The 19991-nt window shown below is 66.3% G+C and carries 13 protein-coding genes; 2 read left to right on the forward strand and 11 right to left on the reverse strand.

Features of this window, described 5'->3' with window-relative positions:
* Positions 1–3: 3 nt before the first annotated feature.
* From FFS56_RS03975 to FFS56_RS03990, 4 genes are all read right to left on the reverse strand, one after another.
* Positions 4–1758: an FtsK/SpoIIIE domain-containing protein gene (locus tag FFS56_RS03975; RefSeq protein WP_137771976.1), complete on the reverse strand. Its 1755-nt coding sequence runs from the start codon at positions 1756–1758 to the stop codon at positions 4–6.
* A gap of 110 nt (positions 1759–1868) precedes the next feature.
* On the reverse strand, positions 1869–4355 hold the full coding sequence (locus FFS56_RS03980; protein WP_137771975.1) for a hypothetical protein: 2487 nt from the start codon (positions 4353–4355) through the stop codon (positions 1869–1871).
* A complete protein-coding gene (locus tag FFS56_RS03985; protein ID WP_137771974.1) occupies positions 4352–5443 on the reverse strand; it encodes a hypothetical protein in 1092 nt (363 codons plus the stop codon). The genes FFS56_RS03980 and FFS56_RS03985 overlap by 4 nt, the downstream gene beginning before the upstream one ends.
* 2 nt (positions 5444–5445) lie before the next feature.
* Positions 5446–6030, reverse strand: coding sequence for a hypothetical protein (locus tag FFS56_RS03990; RefSeq protein ID WP_137771973.1), 585 nt, complete (start codon positions 6028–6030; stop codon positions 5446–5448).
* A gap of 667 nt (positions 6031–6697) precedes the next feature.
* Between FFS56_RS03990 and FFS56_RS03995 the strand changes: the two genes are divergently transcribed.
* Both FFS56_RS03995 and FFS56_RS04000 read left to right on the forward strand, forming a co-directional pair.
* Positions 6698–8641, forward strand: a complete 1944-nt coding sequence (locus FFS56_RS03995; RefSeq protein ID WP_137771972.1) for a PD-(D/E)XK nuclease family protein — start codon at positions 6698–6700, stop codon at positions 8639–8641.
* 13 nt (positions 8642–8654) lie between these two features.
* A complete protein-coding gene (locus FFS56_RS04000; RefSeq protein ID WP_137771971.1) occupies positions 8655–9275 on the forward strand; it encodes a hypothetical protein in 621 nt (206 codons plus the stop codon).
* Positions 9276–9297: 22 nt separating this feature from the next.
* Here FFS56_RS04000 and FFS56_RS04005 read toward each other — a convergent pair whose 3' ends face one another.
* The 7 genes from FFS56_RS04005 to FFS56_RS04025 all read right to left on the reverse strand — a co-directional run bounded on the left by FFS56_RS04005 (position 9298) and on the right by FFS56_RS04025 (position 18925).
* Positions 9298–9741, reverse strand: coding sequence for a hypothetical protein (locus FFS56_RS04005; protein ID WP_212742660.1), 444 nt, complete (start codon positions 9739–9741; stop codon positions 9298–9300).
* A complete protein-coding gene (locus FFS56_RS04010; RefSeq protein WP_137771970.1) occupies positions 9732–10499 on the reverse strand; it encodes a metal-dependent hydrolase in 768 nt (255 codons plus the stop codon). Before FFS56_RS04010 ends, FFS56_RS04005 begins: the two co-directional genes overlap by 10 nt.
* A gap of 92 nt (positions 10500–10591) precedes the next feature.
* Positions 10592–14278: a hypothetical protein gene (locus tag FFS56_RS04015; protein ID WP_137771969.1), complete on the reverse strand. Its 3687-nt coding sequence runs from the start codon at positions 14276–14278 to the stop codon at positions 10592–10594.
* Positions 14279–14331: 53 nt separating this feature from the next.
* A complete protein-coding gene (locus FFS56_RS20425; protein ID WP_171010986.1) occupies positions 14332–14928 on the reverse strand; it encodes a nuclease-related domain-containing protein in 597 nt (198 codons plus the stop codon).
* On the reverse strand, positions 14925–15110 hold the full coding sequence (locus FFS56_RS20430) for a hypothetical protein (RefSeq protein WP_171010985.1): 186 nt from the start codon (positions 15108–15110) through the stop codon (positions 14925–14927). The genes FFS56_RS20425 and FFS56_RS20430 overlap by 4 nt, the downstream gene beginning before the upstream one ends.
* A gap of 66 nt (positions 15111–15176) precedes the next feature.
* A complete protein-coding gene (locus tag FFS56_RS20435; protein WP_171010984.1) occupies positions 15177–16538 on the reverse strand; it encodes a hypothetical protein in 1362 nt (453 codons plus the stop codon).
* Complete coding sequence (locus FFS56_RS04025) at positions 16535–18925, reverse strand: hypothetical protein (RefSeq protein ID WP_137771968.1); 2391 nt, start codon at positions 18923–18925, stop codon at positions 16535–16537. Before FFS56_RS04025 ends, FFS56_RS20435 begins: the two co-directional genes overlap by 4 nt.
* Positions 18926–19991 lie beyond the last annotated feature (1066 nt).

A 19991-nucleotide genomic window follows, 5' to 3' on the forward strand; every position in this document is an offset into this window, starting at 1 on the left:
CGATCACATACCCGGTGCAGGTGCGGTCTGCTTCGCCACTCGAGTCACTTCAGCGCGCGCAGCGTTCGCTCGAGCGAAGCCGGTGAGCGGCCTTCCCGTCTCCGGGTCGATCTCCCAAGCCTCCAGAGGCCGATTCGCGTCGGCCGCGGCATAGTTGGGCGTCTCCAGCTCGCGAGCATGCTCGGCGATCTGGGCCAGCTCAGGGAACCGCTTCCGTACGATCGATGGATCAGGACGCGTCTGATCGAGCTGCGTCGGCGGCAGCCCCTGAATTCCTCGCGCGCGCAGCAAGCCGATGAGCTCCTGCTCATCTGCGTAGAACGACTTGAAGACGCAGGCGGCCTGCCCGGAGAACTCTGCGGTACCGACGCCCATGGATGCCTTCGGGTCGTTCTTGACATGGGCGGGGACGACTGGGATCGAGGTCACATCCGAGTGGATGTTCTTCCGGTTTTGGTCGGAGGCATTCGAACCGAGGAGGGCCTTATGCGGGAGGTTCGTCCGCAACGCGACGCTCGCTCCGGTGTTGACCGTAGCCACCTGGGATGAGACGACCAGATGGAATCCGACGAAGCGCTGCTCCGCCGCGATCTTCTCGATGAAGGTCCGGATCAGCTCACGAGCGTAGTTCTTCGACTCGGCTTCGATGCGCAGCGGGTCGTCTGCGGCAAGCCGGCGCGGGACGGAGTCCATCGTGAAGAGGCCGGTGAGCTCGTCCACGACGATGAGGACGTCGTGCATCGTCGCACGGATATCTGCCGGCAGTTGTGACATCTTCTTCACGCCATAGCGCTTCAGAGTCGCAGCCCGCCGCTCGCCCTCCTTGTACAGCTCCTCGAGAGCGACTGCGTTCTCCTGGAACGACTCGCAACCCCACCCGCCCGGCCGGACGAAAGGCCTCCACGCCTCGAAGTCGACAGCCTTCTGGGGGACGTCGATGATCACCATCTCTGCACGTGCGGCGAGAGCGCCGGCGATGAGGATGTTCACGGTGACGGACTTGCCTCCACCGGTCACTCCACCCAGTTGCATGTGAGGCGCAGCATCGAAGTCGAGCGTCAGCACGTCGTTCGGAACATCGCCGCGGTCGGATAGACGTTCACCGAGTGGGATCGGTTGGATACCGCCTCCGGCAGGCCGGGGGAGCAGATCGGCGGGGTACCTGATGACGTCAGCGAAGGTCGGAGGCACCGACGGGACGATCTCCCCGCGAAGGGTCTTGGCGTCACCGGTGAAGTACCAGCCCACCTTCCCGACGGCAGTCTCAGCGACTTCCTGCAGCTTGGCGTCGTGAGCGCTCGGAGTGTAGGACTCCGGGAGATCGAGCAGGAATCCGCCACCGTCTCGCGGGCTGATCTGGACGTCCCAGGGCTTCACCCGCAAGGCGTTGGCGACCGCGCTCCTGCATCGACGCTCAGCTTCGGTGAGCTGAGAGAGCACCGCACGGTTGATGTGCGGCTCGAATCGGGTCAGGAACCAGCCCTCGTACTTCGGGTTCGATTCGAGCATCGCCGCGGTCTTCTCGCCATCCGAGGCACGCATCTCGCCACCCAGGTTGATGATCTTGGTGCGCTTGGTCGCACTTTCGACGCTGTGCATCACGCCGCGGTTGATGAGCGTGACGTGCGTGCCGTCGAAGTCGACGACCTTCCAGCCCTTCCCTCCGCCGCGCTTCTCGATCCGCTCCAGGAGCTCGTCAACGTGGCGCGTGCTGTTCGGGTTGAACTGCGGTCCGACCTTGATCTGCGTACGCCTCATATCGTCCAGCCCTGCGAACAGGAAATGACCCGGCGTCGCACCCACGGCAAGGTGCGGCGCCGGGTCGGGACCGGGCGCAGAGCAGGGGGGAAGGCGCCCGGGGTCTGTGGTCAGCGCAGCGCGAGCAGGGCCTCCTCCTTCTCGCGCTTCCGGCGGCTGATGCCCTCCGGCGACTGATCTCCGAGCCGGAGGAACTCGTCGCTGGGCCGGTGCTCGACGGTCGCGAGACGGTTCCGGAGGTCCGCGTAGTAGAACACGCTTCCACGCGCGACACCACCGCTCCCATCCGGGAGGTGCTGCAACGAATCCCAGTTCAGGCCCCCGCCATCCCCGTGGTAGCGCTCGGCAGTGATCCGCTCCAGCGCACGCGGGTTGTCGATGTTCGCCAGCTGCAGTGCGGCGGATGCCTCTTCCTCATCCTTGATGTGGCCGATCAGGAATCGGCTGATGTAACCCTTCAGACCGATCTTCAGCGGTCCAGACGGGCGCTGGTTGTAGAAGATCGGGAACACGCCCCACTGGCCGCACAGACGTCCAACCTCGTCGAGATCCGAGGGGCTCGCCTTCTCGAGCATCCAGGACTCGTCGAAGTGCAGGACGCCGCGGCGACTCGACAGGGACGCCAGACTGCCCCACACGAGCATGCGGATGACGTTCAGCGAGTTGCGCACGGCCGGCTCAGCGCGCGGGAGGTCTGCCGGGTCCATGCCCATCGGCGGAAGCTCGACCTGGGTCGCACCGGATCGCACCAGGGTGAGGCCGTCGGCAAGATTCAGTGCCTGGGTGTGCGGTTCGATACCGAAGGTCGCGCGGAACATCGGGTACACCTGGGCGTGCTTGAAGATGGGGTCGATGATCTTCTGCTCGATGAGGCCCGCCTTGGCTGCCATCATCAGCGCCTGGCCAGTGGCCTTCGCCCCATTCTCGATGCCCCAACTGATCGCGAACGAGATGTCGTTGGCGTAAGCATCCACGCGCGAGTCGTGGTACGGATTGACGCGATGGATCATGCTCGTCGCCTTCGCGATCGCGTCCGCACGGTCAGGGAAGATCCGGACCGGGTCGAGAGGGCCGTCCGCGGAGACCATGTCGTCGAGACTGATGGTCTGCCCGCCGGAGTAGCGCACCATGTCCGAGAGGTCACTGTTCTTCTTGAAATCGATGATGACCTGCGGGTGCAGCAGCCGGTTGAACTGGTGAGCGATGTTCTGCAGCAGCATCGTCTTGCCCGCACGGGTGGCGGCGAGGACATACAGGAACGGGAGCGTGTCCTCATCGGCGGCGGCGACGGGGGAGAGGTACGCCGGCTGGCGGTCATCCTCGGTGAATCCGATCATCGCACCGTCAGCGTCGCCGATCCGTGTGAGCGTCGGCAGGGCGCTGTAGCTGATCGTGGTCTGAGGGAGGTCGTGCTGAAGCGGGTTCGCCCGGACAGCGGAGTTCGCCATCGTCTCGTGCCACGCCGTTCCCTGACGGTTCAACATGGGGGACAGCTCGGCGCCGGGAGGGGAGAACTTGTCGATGTCGTCGATCACTCCGCTGAACCCGACGATCACAGACGTGTCCATGAGAGTCGCCGGGCCACCATTCGCGTAGGCGCGCTCGATCGACGTCAGCTGGGCTTCACGTTCCTCCAGCTCGGCGCGATCCATCTTGCCCTGGGCCTGCAGTTCGCTCAGATCGGCGCGATACCGACGCTGCTGCCCGCGTAGCTCGTTCCGAGTCACCTTGGAAGGCTCGACCTTCGCGCGGATGGAGATGACCCTCGCACCGCTCTCCAGCAGCGGGATCACCCATCGAGCCTTGGCGTCCGTGGCGGGTGTGAAGTCCAGGTCGAAGGACTCGACGGCCGCGAAGCTGATCGCGTGTTCTCCGATCGCCTCCGGCCAGTCGCGGCAGTCGAGCCGGTTGATGTCGACGGCAGCGCGTGCTTCGGCCGCGGAGTGGAAGAAGTGGATGTGCTCGTCGTGCAGGAGGACGGGGACGCCCTTTGCGAGTCCGTAGTTCCACCAGCTGTCCGCGAGATGCAGCTCCTGGAGGCTGGGCACGGAGAAGCCGGCCCGCGAGAACACCATCGCCATATCGCGGTGGTCCTTCTCGTAGTCGGAGAGAGGCGATCCGCCGTAGCGGAGCGTTTCCCACACGGAGTCGACGGCGCTCTTGAGGGTCCCGTTGCCGGTTGTTGCCTTGAGCCGCACGCCGAATAGCAGCACACGCTGGATGGTCGGACGATCGCCATACTCACGGTTGAGCTCGTCAGCGATCGGCGACTTCGGGTTGGCCTTGAAGGTCGTCGGGACGTTCAAGAGCAGCGCATGCGTGTCACGGTAGGTGGACTTGACCTGACTACGGTGCGCGCCGCTGCCCGCGAAAGCAGCGAGAGCTTCGTACGCGTTGGCGAGACCGTGACCGACGGCGACGGCACCCTCCTCTGTGCGCGCATCCGGCACCGAGCCCATCGGTACAGACCGCCACAGCCACATGGAGCCGTCGATCCCGGGCCACAAGCCATCGAAGAGCGGGCGGCGCGCACGCGTCTCGAACTGAGGAAGGATCGGGATGGTCAATGCGCTGTTCGCGGGCTTCTTCGCCATCATGGTGCAGGCGTCCCTTCCGGAGCAGGAGTGTCGTTCGGGTCGGGGGACTCGCTCGGATCTGGGGTCTGCGAACCTTCTCCCGGCTCGAGGTTGCGGGTGTCGACGCCGGCGATGGCGTTCGCCTCGGGCTTGAGGTCGGGGCCGGTTCCGGGCTCACCCCAGGCGACGACATAGGCGGCGTCAGTGTTGGCCTGCAGCACGAGGAGGTCGTAGGTGATCTTCTGTGCGGTCGGCGGCTTCGGGCCGAGGAGCTCTTCCTCGGTCGGCGTCTGGCCGTCCCACCAGACCTCGAGCGTGACCTGGACGATCATCCTGGTCTTGTCGTCCTTGGTCTTCCCATCTGCGGCAGGGACGACCTTGTAGCTCGCGGTCGTGATCTTTGCCGACTGCAGGGTCTCGATCCCCGCCAGGGGTACGTAGGTGCTGCTGGCATCCTGATCGCGAGTGACTCGGCGGAGAGCGGTTGGGTCGCCGCCGGTGAATGCGCTGGCCCACTCCTCGACTGCGCTCTGCACGGCTTCCGACGGAGTTGCGGTCCCGAGGCCGAACCAAGGCGACGATGCTGTCGCGGGGGCATCGAGGATCGGCAAGAGGGTGGGGGTCCCCATCACGCTGACGCCGGCGCCGTCAACGACCACCTGGACGGAAGCGCTGTACAGCGAGTCCTTCCGTTCCAGGGTGAAGCGGTGGAGCTCGAAGTGGTAGCTCACCGGCTTCTCTGTGTCGTCGACGGGAGCCGGGGCCTCCTCGACGTCGAAGCCATCCCAGGAGATCAGCTTGCCGTCCGGCAGCGGCGAGGGGTCGGCCGTCAGCCAATCGATCAGAGCGCGAGTCGCCGCGGGCTTCCCTGCGGAACCGTTCGTGTCGAACGATGCCAGCTGGGCAGGCTTCTCCGCGTTCATGCCCTGGATGAGGCCGATGGATACGAAGCCGAGCAGCACGGCGAGTGGGAAGGCGCCGAAGGCCATGATCCAGACGCCGACGCGCAGGATCTTCCCTCGACGGTTCTCCTTCTGGACGTTCGGAGCCTCGGCGTTGTATCGGGTGCCGGGATCCTCCCAGACGCTCCGGGGCTGACGGCCGGCCATGATCAGCGCCCAGCCAGTTCGGAGACCTGGTCGAACGCAGCTCGCTCGTCGTCGCCGATCTGTTCCACAGCCTGGGCGAGGGCGACTGCGGCGGCGCCGTCCTTTGCCGGGATCGGCCCGGTGACGACTCCTGCCGCGACGAGCAGCGCCCACGCCTGCTTTGCGTCCTCCCTGCTGAGCTGCATGGCATGAACAGTCGCCTCGTGGGGAGAGCGCGCGGCGGCATCGGCAAGATCAGTCACCAAGGAGATCGCTGGTGTGCTCTTGCCTGCGACGACGGTGGCCGCGAGCGACGCGAGGTCGTCTTCGGGCGCCCCGAGGCTGACCGCAAGGATCGCGACCAGGTCCTCACGGGCCTCTGTGAGCTGGATGTACTTGGCGATGGCTCGTGCGGCACCTGCCCGCGTGATGGGCTGACGAGCTCGCGAACTGGTGCGAGTGTTCCGAGCGCTGCTGCGCTTCGGGCCGCTTGCCTCGCCCTGGGGAACGTCGACCTCCTCGGTCTCGTCCTCCGCGTCCTGCTCGATGACGTCAGTCTCGTCGCTGACGGTGTCGGTCGAGTACTCGTCGACTGCGAATCCGGACATGGGTCCTCCTGCCGTGTGAATCCCTACATCCGTCCACCCCTGCGAACAGCGTCAGGCGGATCCGACGATTTGCCGATGAGTTCGTCGGCTCTGTCCGGCCAGATGCGGCCAGAGCCGACGAGACCGGGTCATTCCCTACTCCTGACTGGGAACGGAAGCGTTGGTCAGACGGACAGACATCTGCGGATGGATACATACAGAGACCCCGAGGCAACACATGAGATGAGAGAGCGAAGGACAGGAGTCGGGAAGTAGTAGTACTTCTCTAGACGAGTCGTTAACTCTCTTCTCTCTCTGGTCGAGACCCGTGCTGACCAGAAGAGAGTAGGGCGAGACCCGGACAGACAGACTCTGGTCGGGTCTCGCCTTGGCTCGGTCCGATGCCAGCTGACTCAAGGGAACACGGTGGCCAGGCGAGTGATCTGGCCACCCTGGACAACACGCCGTGATCGGATCTCGGCGAACTGAAGTACCGGCCTTCGGGCATAGCCTGGCAGGCGCGACACCCCTTCCGAGGCGAGGGCCAGACGACCGCGATCCGACCGCAGCAGGTGACCAGGAGCGGCAAACAGCCCGCCCGTGGATTCTTCTGAGACGAAGAACTCCGAAGGGGCGATTGGTGCGCCCGACGCGGATCTCCACCCTGCAGACCGGGTATGTGCAGCCCATGACCCAGACTCTGCTGCCCGACACCGCCTGGTCCGGAGGCCATCTGCTCCTCGGCGACCCGGAAGCGGTCGACAAGGTGCGCCGAAAGGTCCTCTCAGCCTCGGTGGCTGCCAGCACGCTGAAGTGCCCAGCGGCGATGGCCGCATCACGCCTGCTCCCTCGGAATGAGGACCCGTTCTCGGACGCCGAGATCGGCACGGCGATGCATGCCGTCTTCGAAGACTTCTACGCGCTGCCAGGGCCGGAGCGCACCCACGAGAAGATCGATGAGCTCGTCAACGCCGCGGCGTCGCAGAAATGGGCCCTTGAGAAGCTGGAAAAGCAGACGAAGGATGCTCTCAGAGCGAACGACGCGAACCGGCGTAACTGGATCGAGCAGATCTCCGCCCTCTGCCATGGCATCTTCGAGATCGAGGACCCTCGTTCTGTGATCGTCATCGGCATCGAGGCGACGCTGTTCGTCACGGTTCGCGACATCCCCTCCATCTGCAAGATCGACCGGATCGACTGGGTGCCGTGCGCCCCGGATGCCGTCGGGGCCGTCACCATCGAGCAGCTGCGCAGCCAGCTTTCCCTCCTCGTCTCCGAGATCGACGATCTGCCTGAGGTCGCGGACGGTGACAAAGAAGCCTGGAAGGTCAAGAGGAATCTGGAGGACCGGCGGGACTGGTTTGAAACGACGATCGCCGCCGTCGAGGCGTCCGGTGAGCACTCGGGCAAGATCGCGATCCGTGACTACAAGAAGTCGAACGACGCGAAGAAGCTGAAGACACCCAATCCGATGTACTCCGACGACTACGGGGATCAGCAGCGCCTGTACGCCTTCGGAGTTGAGGTGTATACGGGGATTCGCCCAGCCATGGCCACCCTCTACTTCCCAGCCCTCGGGAAAGTCCGCGACATCAGCCTTTCCGCGCCGGATATGGACAAGATGCTGCTCGGCTACAGCGGCGCGTGGAAGCTCATGAATGACTCCGCGGATCGAGCGAAGTTCGAGACACGTCCGTCGAAGGTCTGCGCATGGTGTGAGCTGGTGAACTCCTGCCCGTCAGCGCACCCGGCAACCAAGGCAGCTCCGGGCACACCGGAGGAGCGGATGGACCGCTTTCAGCTCACGGCCCGTCGACAGTACGGCGCCGTGGAGTTGGGCATCCCAACTCTTCGTCCAGGTGCCGCGGCCGCCGAAGCGCGCACGAGCGAGCCTCCGCGAGAGCGGAGCGTCGACGTCGACACTCCGATGGTCTTTGCCAACACCCCCGAGCCCGAATCCGCGGCTGCCACCGTAGAGACGCCGGACCCCGAACAACCGTCCGAGCCGATCCCGGCACAGGGCGATGACCTGTTCCCGATCACCATAGGGGGCCCGTCCGCGGCGGCGGCGACACCGGATGCAGTCACGCCGGTCGTGAACGCACCGGCTGACGAGATGGCGCCCGCGCCGGGTATGTGTGCTGAGACAGCACGGGAACCGAACCAAGGAGGAAGCGTGACCGAGCAGAACATTCGAGTGCGAGCCGAAGCCGCACCGCAGCAGGAGCTGATCGGCTTCGATCTGAACCTCAACTCGTGGTCCGCGATCGCTCTCGCCGGCATCGTCTCCCAGTCCTTCAAGCACATGGACGAGCAGAACATCCCGGTCAGCCGTGAAGCATGGGCGCACTTCAACAACGTCCTCGGCGGGATCGTGCTCCGGGCGCAGGCTCAGCTGACCGGTCAAGCCACCTGGCAGGCGGGCGCTCAGACGCGGATCCGGGGCCTCCTCGCCGCACGCCTGGAGCGACGGCCGTTCCCGTTCGGTCGTCCCGTCGGAGAGATCGAGAAGTGGATGGCGGACACGGAGAAGTTCCTCATCGTCGGCATGACGGAACTGATCGACCTTCACGGTCGCGACCTGCTGCAGAACGACTCCCACAACTACTTCGCTGCCGCCGCGCAGCAGTGACGGAAGGAACCACATGTCCATCGAAATCACCGATTCCCTGAAGGCGCAGATCCTGCTCTCGGCAGTGACGTCCGCCGGCCCCGGAGCGACCGACGATCAGGTCAACGGTCAGATCAGCCGCATCGTCGACATGCTCTCGGACGGTTCGCCGCAGCTGCGGATTTTCGACCACGCCGAGAAGAAGGCAGAGAACTCGACAGGGGTGGGTCACTTCGTCGGCACGATCGTCTACGTCGACCTCGAGGGGAACGGCGTCGACGGCAAGCAGCCCACGAACCGTCCCATCGTGTTCATCCGGACGGGGGTGTCGAAGTACTACTCCGACGGCATCGAGCACATCCGCCTCGACCGCATCGACTCCCGGGACGGAGAGCGCGCAAAGCAGCTCACCCGACAGGCCGAGAGCCTGATCGGACACAAGGTCCTCGTCACCAAGCGTGGTGAGAAGGTCGGAGGGGAGAGCCAGCGTGTTCTCGTCGCCCTCGAGGATCGCGGACACGACCCGGACTTTCCCGCGGACTTCACCCTCCAGCAGGGCGCGTCGATGATCGACTGGAGCTCGCGTCAGTCCCCGGATCGGGTGTCCATCGTGCCGCGCCTGAAGCGGCTGCCTCAGTTGCTCAACGTCGCCTGACGTCTCCACCGAAGGCCGGTCATCACGACCGGCCTTCGGTCTGTTCTGGCCAGGGATGCAGAGGACCGAGGTCGAGCACGTGCAGATGTGGATGGCCGTCGTCGTCCAGACGGATGTCGACGCTCTGGTCAGCGCCGGCCGCATGGGACAGGGCGGCGAGCACGAGGTCCATCTCGGGGCGACCGAGAGCGCTTATGTCGTCGTCGAGTCGAACGGGTTCGCCGCCGAGCAGCGAACAGGCGATGCGCACGACCCGTTGCTCGCCGCCGGACCAGGCTCCGGCATGCCACCGCAGGGCGTCCACGTCGATGGACCACGACCCCTCTTCCGTGCTGATCAACCATGGCGCGCGAACATGGACCGCGCGCCGGTGGCGAATGAGCAGCTCGACTGCAGCTTCCGTCGTGCTGGAACCGCGCGCCCAGGCACGCAGACCGTCCCTCAGCTGCTCTGGTGTCACTTCCATGGCCATAGGACGATCACCGCCCCGATGGCTCCCCACGCGGCGTACAGACCGGCCAGGGTGCCGAGCACGTGCTCCTGCGGGTCCTTCCCGGTCGAACCCAGGATAGGGACGGCGAAGCGCCCCGACGGCTTCCACATCCACTTGAACAGGACGGCCCGGCGGATCGGACCCGGCGGCGCCGGCTGGAGCGGCCAGAGCAGAGGGACACCGCCGAAGGTCAGCAGGTCGCCGGCGATATGAGCGGCGTAGCCGACGCCGATGCAGACGGGCAGCCAGGCGAACTGGGATGGCATCAGCAAGGCCACCAGCCCAGCGAGAAGTGCGCCGAGCACCCATGCGGTCAGCCAGCGCCTCCCGCCAAGGACCTTGAACGCGAAAGCGGTCGTGGCGGCAACGGCGGCCGCCGAGCCGATCTGGATCGGGATCTGCCACCCCTGTGGTTGCCACTGGAGCTGCCCGAGGAAGAACATGCCGACCACGACGCCTGCGATGGCGAGTAGGGAGTGCATGCCCTTCCGGTGGCCACCGGTCACGAGACCCACCGCGCCCGCGGCGACACCACCGAGCACGGGCACGGAGTGTGCGATCGTGGCGTTGTGGTGGTCAGCGTCAGGGAGCAGGGCAGCACCCGCTGCGACTGAGGACCCTAGGAGGACCGCTTCCGCGGGTAGCGGGTACCAGCCGAACGCCGGGATCGCGGTGGATGTCACAGCTACCCACGCGGCCGCACCCGTTGCCGCGTGGTTGACACCCATCATGGCTGACCCGCCAGGTTACGGATCGTCTCTTCATACGTGGACACAGGGTCGTCCTCTCCGCTGCGGCCCGCGGGCGGTCAGCAGCTCGGTTGTCAGGTGAACAGGTCCTCGACCTGGGGTGGTGCGGGTGAGGGCGAAGAGACGTCATCGAAGAGGTCATCCGCAGGAGTTGTCCGAGGGGCGTCATCGAACAGTTCGTCCGGGATCATCTCACCAACGTCCGACGCCGTCGGGGCGACGGGCTCGGGCGGGGCATCGGCACCAGGGGGCTCAGCCGCCAGCACGCCAACGACAGGCTCTGGGTCCGGTTCGAAAGTGAACTCGAGATCGTCGTCGAGGTTCAGCACGACGTCGACGATCTCCTCCTCATGCTCCTCGGTGAGCGGGTCCTCGGACGAGGTGATCTCCTCGCCGAACACCTCCACGGTCTGCTCCGACTGCGAATCGGACATCGACAGGTCGAGCTTCTCGTCAGCGGTCAGAGGCGGGCGGACCTCGGCGATCTTCTCCGCGAGGATGCGGAAGTGGTCGGCCTGCGATCCGCCTGCCCACCAGGTCTGCACCGCGAAGGCGGACTCCGAGGTCGACTCGAAGACTCCGCGACCGCGGGGGACCGATGGGCCCAGAAGCCCGAGGGCGCTGCTGGCGTCAGCGAACGCGCTCATCATGTCACCGAAGCTCATCTTGCCCATTGCCAGCCGGGACATCTGCGACTTGATGGTCGCCCCGCCGGGGATGTATTTCAGCTCCTCCCGGGTGAGCTTCTGGCCGGCGAGGACGAGTACGAGGCCCAGGGCTCGTCCTTCGCGGAGGATGCGCCCGATCGCGGAGCCGATGAGGAGCTTGTAGTTGTTGATCGCGACGGTTGCCGCGTACTCCTTCCGCTCTGCTTCGTCGGCGTTGTCACGCAGCTTCACCACGGCATCCGGGATCACGAGTGATGTGAACTCGTCGAGGTGCAGGCACGACAGCCGAGGGCGGACGTCGTCAGGGAGGTCGCGGATGTTCGAGACGCCGTACTGCTCGTTCAGCTTCTTGTGCTCGTCCAGGAGCCGCAGTAGATGGCGGACGACCGCGACGGTCTGGGTCCACGTCGTCGCCCTCGCGCGCAGCCAGGGATCCGCGAAGAGGAAGTCGTTGAACCCCTTGATCGGGTCGGCGGCGTACACGTCCCAGAACGACATGATGTTGTCGGCCGCCATCGCGGACATTCCGATGCCCTTGCCGGAGCCGTTCTGGCCGAGCACCATGAGGTGGCTGTCGTTGTCGAGGTGCCAGGTGACCGGCGCGCCTTCCACGCGGGTGCCGAAGGTCGTCGATCGCGGCGCGACCACTCCCATGCGGTCCCACATGAACGGAGCCGGGCTCGGCATCGGGTCGACGTCGCACACCAGCATCGTGAAACGGGAGGGGTCGGCGTTGTGCCGGACGTTGATGAACGTCTTCCCGGATGCTGCGCGGAGCTTGTCGACCGTCTTCTGCTCCTGGAAGTCGGTGATCGCCAGGGAGCGGGGGAGGGTGAACTCGAGGACGTCGACCTGCTCGTTGGTCTCCAGGGGCTCAGCGGCGATGAGCCGCGGGGCGACGCCGTCGACGGGCGAGGCGAGGTTGGCATCCGTGAAGCGCTGCTCCCAGTCCAGAGCCAGGGTGAGCTTCTTCGCCTCGGGGCGAGCGAATTCGACACCTCGGGATTCCGGCACGGCGCCGACGACAACGCGGACGTGCTCGCCGCTATCGGTCACCCTCAGCCAGGGGGTCCCGCCCATGCCGCCTCGGATCTTCTCGGCCTTCTGCTTGACCTCGGACAGGACGACGCCGTCGTAGAGGCGCAACCGGACATCCCAGATGTGCCCACGAGAGTCGGCAGTGGTGAGTGCGGTAACCGCGACGACCTCCGGTCGGGCGAGTTTGGCCGCATCGAATCCGCTGTTGATGGCAGCGGAGATTGCCCAGCGGAGCGCGTCGCCGGGCCTCCCGCGGCCTGGAGGCTCCAGGCGTGCCGGGTCGAGAGGGATGGGCTGTGCCGACCACAGAACGCGGAAGGCACCAGGGTGTCGCTCGCCGGCCTTGTCGCCGCGGCCCTCCCACCCGATGACCGACACCCACGGTGCGTTGCCCAGCGCATTCGCCAGCGCTTTCTCCTTCTGCTGCGTCAAGAAGTATGCGCCGTTGATGCCCTGCGGCGTCATGAACGGCTGGCACTCGATCGTCTGACCGGTCGGAAGCTGGGCGGTCTTGTACACGTCGGACTCGGTGCGCGGACGTGCTTCGCCCATCTTCAGCACATCGCTCCACCGCTGGCTCCAGCGTGCCTCCCGTGCGAGCTCCACGAAGCGGTGGGCCTGTCGGTCATCGGCGTAGTGCGTGCTGTCCGCGGTCAGGGCGCCGACGTACAGCAGGCCGGTCTTCTTGTCGTAGACGCCATCGGTTCCCAGCGCAGCTCCCACGTCGCCGGCGATGGCAGGGAGGATGCTGGCAGCCGGAGCGTCCGTGGCCTCACACAGCACAGACCACGCCGCGGTGCTGTCCTTGTCTTCGGTGTCCCACATCGGCTCGACGGCGGTCACCATCAACTGCGGATAGCTGCTGCCGGCGATCGCCAGGGCTGTGCGGATGCGCTCGCGCAGGAGACCGCGGTCGACGGCAGGGTCTGAGACGTCGATGGGCTGGTCGACAGGCCATGTGGCGACGCTGAAGCGGGATGGGTGTCGGCTGCCGGGGATCGGCTGACCGGAGCTGTCGACGTCAGGCTCGTTGAGCACGGCGATTGCCTGACCAGCCCCGATGAGCGGATGGATCTTCGGGCCCATGCCGACCATTCCCGACGCACCCTGAGTCGGCGGCGCATCGAACGTGTCGAGGATCAGCGGTGCTGCAGGATCACCGTGACGGGAGTGAGAGGTGAGGTAAGGGCGAGGGTCCATCTTCAACGGCTCCCACCGCTGGTGCCAGATTTCGCGCGCCTGGACAGTGCTTCGCCAGTCGCTCAGGGCGTCCGGCAGTGCGAGAGCTCGCCACAGCACCGCGGCGAACATCGTCGCGACTCCACCCAGCAGAAGGGGGAACGGGACGAAGAGCCAAGTGATGCCGAGATGGGTTGTGAGGAACCACGTACCGATCGCGGCCGACGCTCCGCCCACTGCAGGAAGCAGCAACGCCACGGTGAGCTTCACTCGGGACGCCCCAAGGAACTTCGAGAGGAGATCACCGACCGTCACAGGCGGAGCGGGGTCCTCCATCGCGGCGTATCGCCGGCGGGTCGCGAAGTACTGGACGGTCGTGATGTACGCGCAGACGGTGTTCGGCCACATCAGCCAGGCACCCGAGTCTGGCATCCACCCCCACAGAGCCAGCGCGTCGACAGGGAAGGTGAATACGGCAGCGGATAGTCCGAGCGCGCCGATCGACGTGAACGACATCGGCACGACCAGCCAGAAGATGAAGATCGCCGCCTGCAGGACTCGCGCGAGGTTCTTGAGCGGTCCGTCTGCGAAGCGGTTCGCATGCTCGAGGTGCGATTTCACCTCGGAAGGGTCGTTGAACAACCAGTCGCGGTTCGGCACGAACAGGCGCCATCGGAGCGCCGACCAGCGGCGATGGCGGAGAACCGCCGCATGCTCGCCTGGGTTGCCGATCGTCGGGTAACCGGCCGCGTCCTTCTTGCCTGTCAGTGGCGGTGCCGAGCTCATCATCCCGGCGACGATGAGGCCGATCAGGAGAATCACGAAACCCGGGAGGCGGAACATTGACGCCGCGACGCACAGGACGACAGCGATCACACCAATCAGTGGTGCGAGGTTCGGCTGCGGGGCAACGCTTCGTGGTGCCGCCATCATGCGTCCGTTCCGTTGACGAGCTGCGACAGGATCTGCACGATCACCGGGTCTGCGGGAGCTGCACCCGTGAGCCGGGGAAGCCGGCGTCGCAGGGCCTTACCGTGAACGACGACAGCATCCTGGGGACGGTAGGCGAAGGTCAGGAGGCTGCCGTCACCTGCAGGCCAGACCGCCAGGATGTTCGGCCCGAACACCGTGTCTCGAGTCATCCGGGAGTCGAGGTGACGCCGAAGCGCAGCCTGCGCGGTGGGCAGCGTCCTCTTGTCCGCGAAGTCGACCTTCTCCAAGCCCCGGCGGGTCCGTCCGGCAGCGGTCCAATAGAGGCCGTGGCGCCAGACCTTCGAGTCGATGATCGTGACCCGTGATCCTGCGACGACGACGTGGTCGATGTTCGCGCTGAAGCCAGGGATCGGGATGCGAAGGTCGTGCAGGACCGTCGGCCCGCTCGGGAGACGGGCGAGGTCATTCAGCACAGCGGCGGTACGCTGCTCGCCGCCGCGCCCGATGTCGGCGACCGCAGCGTTCTTGGCCCAGCCAGCATCGACGAGGGAGCCGCCGGGGCGGCCGATGACCGTGCCCGGGATGCCGGTCATGATCCCTGCACCATCCCGACGATGTTCACGACGAGAGCGAAGAGGAGAGCGCTCCCGATGCCGACGACGGCGACGATGCTGAACCACATCCCCTTGCGGGAGTGGAAGTACGCTCCGATGTCGTCCGCGTCCTCGTTGACGCGCTCCGCGAATCGACTGGTGAGGTCCTTGATCCTGCCCATGATTGCTCCGCCTCCATGTGTTGCCGTATGTCGTCCAGCCCTGCGAACACGAGCGCTGATCGGGCACTAGAACCGCAGGCGAGCAGGCGGCTGAATCGCTCCGCCGATCTCCCGGTTCTTGCTGCCGAGGTCCTGGAGCCGGACGCCCGTGCGGCGACTGCGCACCGGGTGCGGTATCGGATCCAGGCCGGCTTCCCGGAGCGGAAGCATGTGCAGCTGCGGCCGGGCGTCGACGGGGTCGCGCAGCCAGTGCGGGGTGGCGCGGATGCCGGATACGTTCGTGATCACCGCTGTGGGGTCGATGGGCATCCGGGAAGGATCGAAGGGCACGGATTCCTCGTCGAGGAGGTGCGCGTCGGCCCATCCACCCGATGGTCCGTTCGGGCGCTGCGCTCGGAACGTGAACAGGTCCGCGGATGCCTCTCGGGGAGCCGGGAACAGGTCCGTCCAGTCGGCGTAGAAGATGCGATCCGCGGTGCGATTGCTGGCGATGCCGGGCACATCTCGTGTGGCGCGGGCGATCGCCTTCCGGGCTGCGTAGTGGACAGACTTCTCGGCGCGCACGTCGACGCGATCGACGCCGACGAAGCAGACGACCAGGCCGTTGGTCTCAAGAGGGCGGCGGGCGAACACGTCGCACCAGCTCTTGACCTTCTTCACGAACCGGTGCATCCCGCCGGTGTGCGCTGTCGTCTCGATGGCGATGCGCAGCCCATCGCGTCGGACGATGACGGCGTCGGCGGTCTGGTTGCTGACGCCCGGCGGCTCTGGTGCGCCGGCACCGGAGTAGGCGAGAGTGCGCACACGCGAGAGCCGCTCGCCGAGGACCGTGCCGATCCGAGCGAACTCTGCGAGCCGGAGGCACAGCTCTGCGGTGAGGATGTTGTGCCGGTCGAACTGGCTGCCACTCGTCCACGACTCCCCGCCTGTGACGGACACGGTCTCGGCGTACGTCAACAGCGGGGCGAAGAGCTTGTCGAACACCTCCGTGGTCGCGGGCCGCCAGAGAGCGGCGCGGTCCGCGCCGGCCGCCTCGGATGTGGGCGCCCAGATGGTGCCGGAGTCGATCAGCCCGAGTGCGAAGAGGTCGCCGATGACGCGGTCGCGTGTGCCCGCAGCGACCGTCCCGGCGAACGCGGCCTGCTGCTCTGCCGTGAGTGTTCGCCACCCGGCAAGGGCCCCGAGGATGTCGAGCTTGCGCTGCCAGTCGGCGTCGATCCGGGCGAGAGCTTCGGCGGGGTCTGTGCGCAGCCGAGCCGGCAGCTGGCCGATCACTCCCGCGGCGCGAAGCCGCTGCGCGTGCTCCCGCTTGACCCACTGTCCTGCAGACCCGAACTGCCACAGGCCGTCCCAGTATGGGTCCAGCCGAAGAGCGGTCCTGTTCGGCGCATCCGGTGTCGCGGAGGGAATCTGATCGAACCGCATCATGCCGCCCAGGTGCCGGCGTCTCGCTCGCCTCGGTAGTCCGGCATGACCGCGTTGAACGGCTCGAGCTCGCTGCCGTCGTACGTCGTTGAGATGATCGCCTCGTACCTCCGGAGGTTCACCAGGTCGGGGGTGTCCCACGTGGTTCCGGAGAGCGTGAGCGTGGCGACGATCTCCCGGACTGTTGTGCCTTCCTTCTGCTTGAAGAGCACGAGCGTCCCGAATCCAAGGAGGACGCGCCGCAGCTCGGGGATCAGCGTGTCCGGTGTCTGCGTCGCGAACATGCAGCGGAGCCCGTACGCTCGCGCGTCGTTGCGCATCCAGGAGATCACTTCGGCGGAGACGTTCGCGATGTGCTTCACCTCGTCCGCGAACACCCAGACGGCGCGGCCGCTCTCGAACCAGCCGACGCACGTCCGCCGGATCGCGCTGCGCAAGGTGAACAGCATCAGGCTCGACAGGTCCGTCCGGAGCTTCCCGTCGAGCACGTGCCCCCACGGGCTGATGCCGGTGTTGATGACGACAGCTCGGTCCTGGTCGAGCAGCTCATCCCAAGTTCGAGTGGAAGGTCGCGACCACCAGTGCTCGGCGGACACGAGCGCGGAGATCTTTGTGCGCGGCGCTTCCACCAGCTGACGTCGTTGCGCCTGCGTCACACCGGAACCGTAGATCGGTGACAGCGTCGCGACGGCCTGCGCCAGCTCTGCTGGTGCGTCCGGCTGAACGGCGGCATCGGCGAGAGCGGCGAACAGCTCGGTGCCGATCTCATCTCCCTCGTTGGTGAGTAGCAGGTTCGCGTAGAACCATGGCGACGCATCGGTGGGGAGCGTGCGCAGCACCACCCGCTCCGCGATGCCGTGACGCGCGATCAGCTTCGACGCCTGCATGACGTTGGTGAGCGTGTCGAACGAGCGCGCACCGATTGACTCTTCACCCCAGATGTACTGCATGGCGCTGACGACGTCGCGTGCCCAGTCGTGGGCCGTCTGACCCGGCAGATCCGGGAACAGCTCGATCCCTTCGAGCGCGGTCGGGTCGGCCACGTGGAAGACATCTGGCTGGTCGCCGGCGAACTCCATCCACTTCGCGTACTGCTCGGTGGCTTTCCCATCTCCCTTCGTGTCGAAAGCGACCATCGCGTTGCGCGCGGGTAGTCCGAACGCGGCGCCTGGATGCTTCCGATCGCACGCGAGCGAACCCCACAGGTGTTCGAGCAGAGCCGTCTTTCCAGAGCCCGGCTGGCCGATGGCAGCGAGGCACTCCCACATGTCGGCGTACGACAGATGGACAGGGCTGTCGTCCACGACACCTGCGCGCGGCCCGACCTTCGCGCGAAGCTCGCCGGGGACGGAACGCGCCGCCGTGGATGCGGAACCGGACCCGGCGCCAGTGTGCGGAGAGACGAAGGCCAGTGGAAGGTGCGGGCCGACGAGGAACGCGTTCTGCTGAAGCGGGTAGTCACCGTCTTGTGCGGGTATTTCGGTGAGCGCACCGGTCTCCTTGTTCTGCACTGTTCGTGCGGCCTTCGGCGGCTGCCAGCGTCCGAAGCGGCGTGACGGGACCGGCACTTGGCCCCACGGCAGAAGGCGCCGCACCGACCGAGCGAATGACGGAAGAACCTGGCGGCCGAAGAGCACCGCGACGACGACAGATGCCACAGCCGCCGGGATCGACGTCCACCACCACGGCCACGCGATCTGCGGGATCATCATGGATGCGATCCCGGCGCCGATCAGGAGCACGGCGAGCACGATGAACGACGTCACCAGCTTCGCGGGGGACACCTTCTCGCCGGTCACGTTGAGACCGAAACCGGGGATCGCGCTGGCGGTTCGCACGGTCAGGTCCATCGCGCGCCGGGCGTCCGTCCCGCCGGCGAGCAGTTGCATCACGACCGCGTTCGGAGCGAGCGAATGGTGAGTGCGAACACCGAAGTGCTCGAGCCAGATCTTGTTGTGCCGGCTCTCTGCCTTGGACGGCTTCCGAACAGCCATCGCGACCCACTCGCCGGGCTTCAACATGTCTCCGATGACGCGCGACAGCACCGTGAAGTCTGCGCCCGCTTGCGTGTCCGGGCGCGGGGTCGATCCGCGGTCGAGGCGTAGCCGGGCGACGTGCGCAGTGCGGGTCAGATCCGGGACCTCATCGACCTCGTCACTGCGGGCGTTCATGCTCCGCGCGATCGCGAATGCGACGGACTCGGCGTCAGAGAAATCAGGGGTGACGAGCACGTGTTCCAGGCCGGTGTCGGTGCGCGTCGTGAGGAACGTCGCACCAGGAGGAAGGGCGACGATCGCGCTGGAGGCGACGTTGCCGAGATCGGTGGCGGAGGTGTGCATCGCGCCGGCCTTCGTGAAGCGGAACGCGCGCGCTGAGTGTCGAGACGTCATATCGTCCACCCCTGCGAACAGCGACCCCGAGCGCTGGGAGAAATACGCCCGGGAAATCGACCGCACGCCGTGTATGTGGCGACGTAATTCGCCCAGCGCCTCCACATACACGGCCCCGCCGCTCGACCCCGCAGTTCCCTGGGCACAGGGACGTGCCGCCGGGGCGGGGTCTTGTCTCGCCATTGAAGGCTCGACGGAGACGCTTCGCGTCTGCGCTTCGCGCGGGATGGTTGGGTGTCTGAAGCGGGCTTCTGCCTCTGCACCATCCGGGCGGATCGACGACGATCCGCTGCGCACCGCTGGTGCGCTCTGCTGCTGCTTCACCGGGTACACGCCCGGCATGCCCACGAGGGTGGACCTGCCTTGTCCGGGAGGGGCGCGCGCAGCGCAGACAATTTGTGCCCTTCGGGCGTCATGGTCGCCTTGACAAGGTCAGCACCGGCACAGCCGGGCAGCGTCACGTCGACGGAACGACACGGCACGAAACGGAACGCACGAGACGGCACAGGACGCGACACCACGCGACGGAAAGGACGACAGGGAACAACACCCAGGCACAGCGTGCGCAGCACCAAGAACCCGGCACCCCGATACGCACGAACAGCCCGCAGCACGGCAGCGAAACGACCCAGCGCAACGTCACCAGCACGACAGCACCACGACGGCGGAACGCCACACGCGACACCACGGCAACAGAACGGCAGCGGCAAGCCGCGCCACGCGCGAGCGGCCGACGAAGGAGGCCGCGAGCTCTTATGTATGCGGGGGATCGGATGGGTTCTGCGCTGGTCGGCCATGTCGGGCTATCGCCTGCCGGCGCTCGGTCTGTCTCGCGCGATCCGTGCTCGGCTATCGCCTCTCGCACATCCCGGGCCGAGATGTGCTTGCACGGTTTGTCGTGTTCGTAAAGCGGGTGGATTCAGTGTGATCCGATGACGCATGCTGGTACGAGCATCATCGGCGGTTCCCACCTAGTCGCACCCGAGCGACCTCGGTACGCTTGGCCGGTGCGATTGGGAGGTCTCCTGTGACGTTGACGACGCGCCTGGCGATATCTGCGTTTGAT

Origin of the sequence: Microbacterium sp. Beta (assembly GCF_005502545.1) — a bacterium.
In the GTDB taxonomy this organism is placed as follows: domain Bacteria; phylum Actinomycetota; class Actinomycetes; order Actinomycetales; family Microbacteriaceae; genus Microbacterium; species Microbacterium oxydans.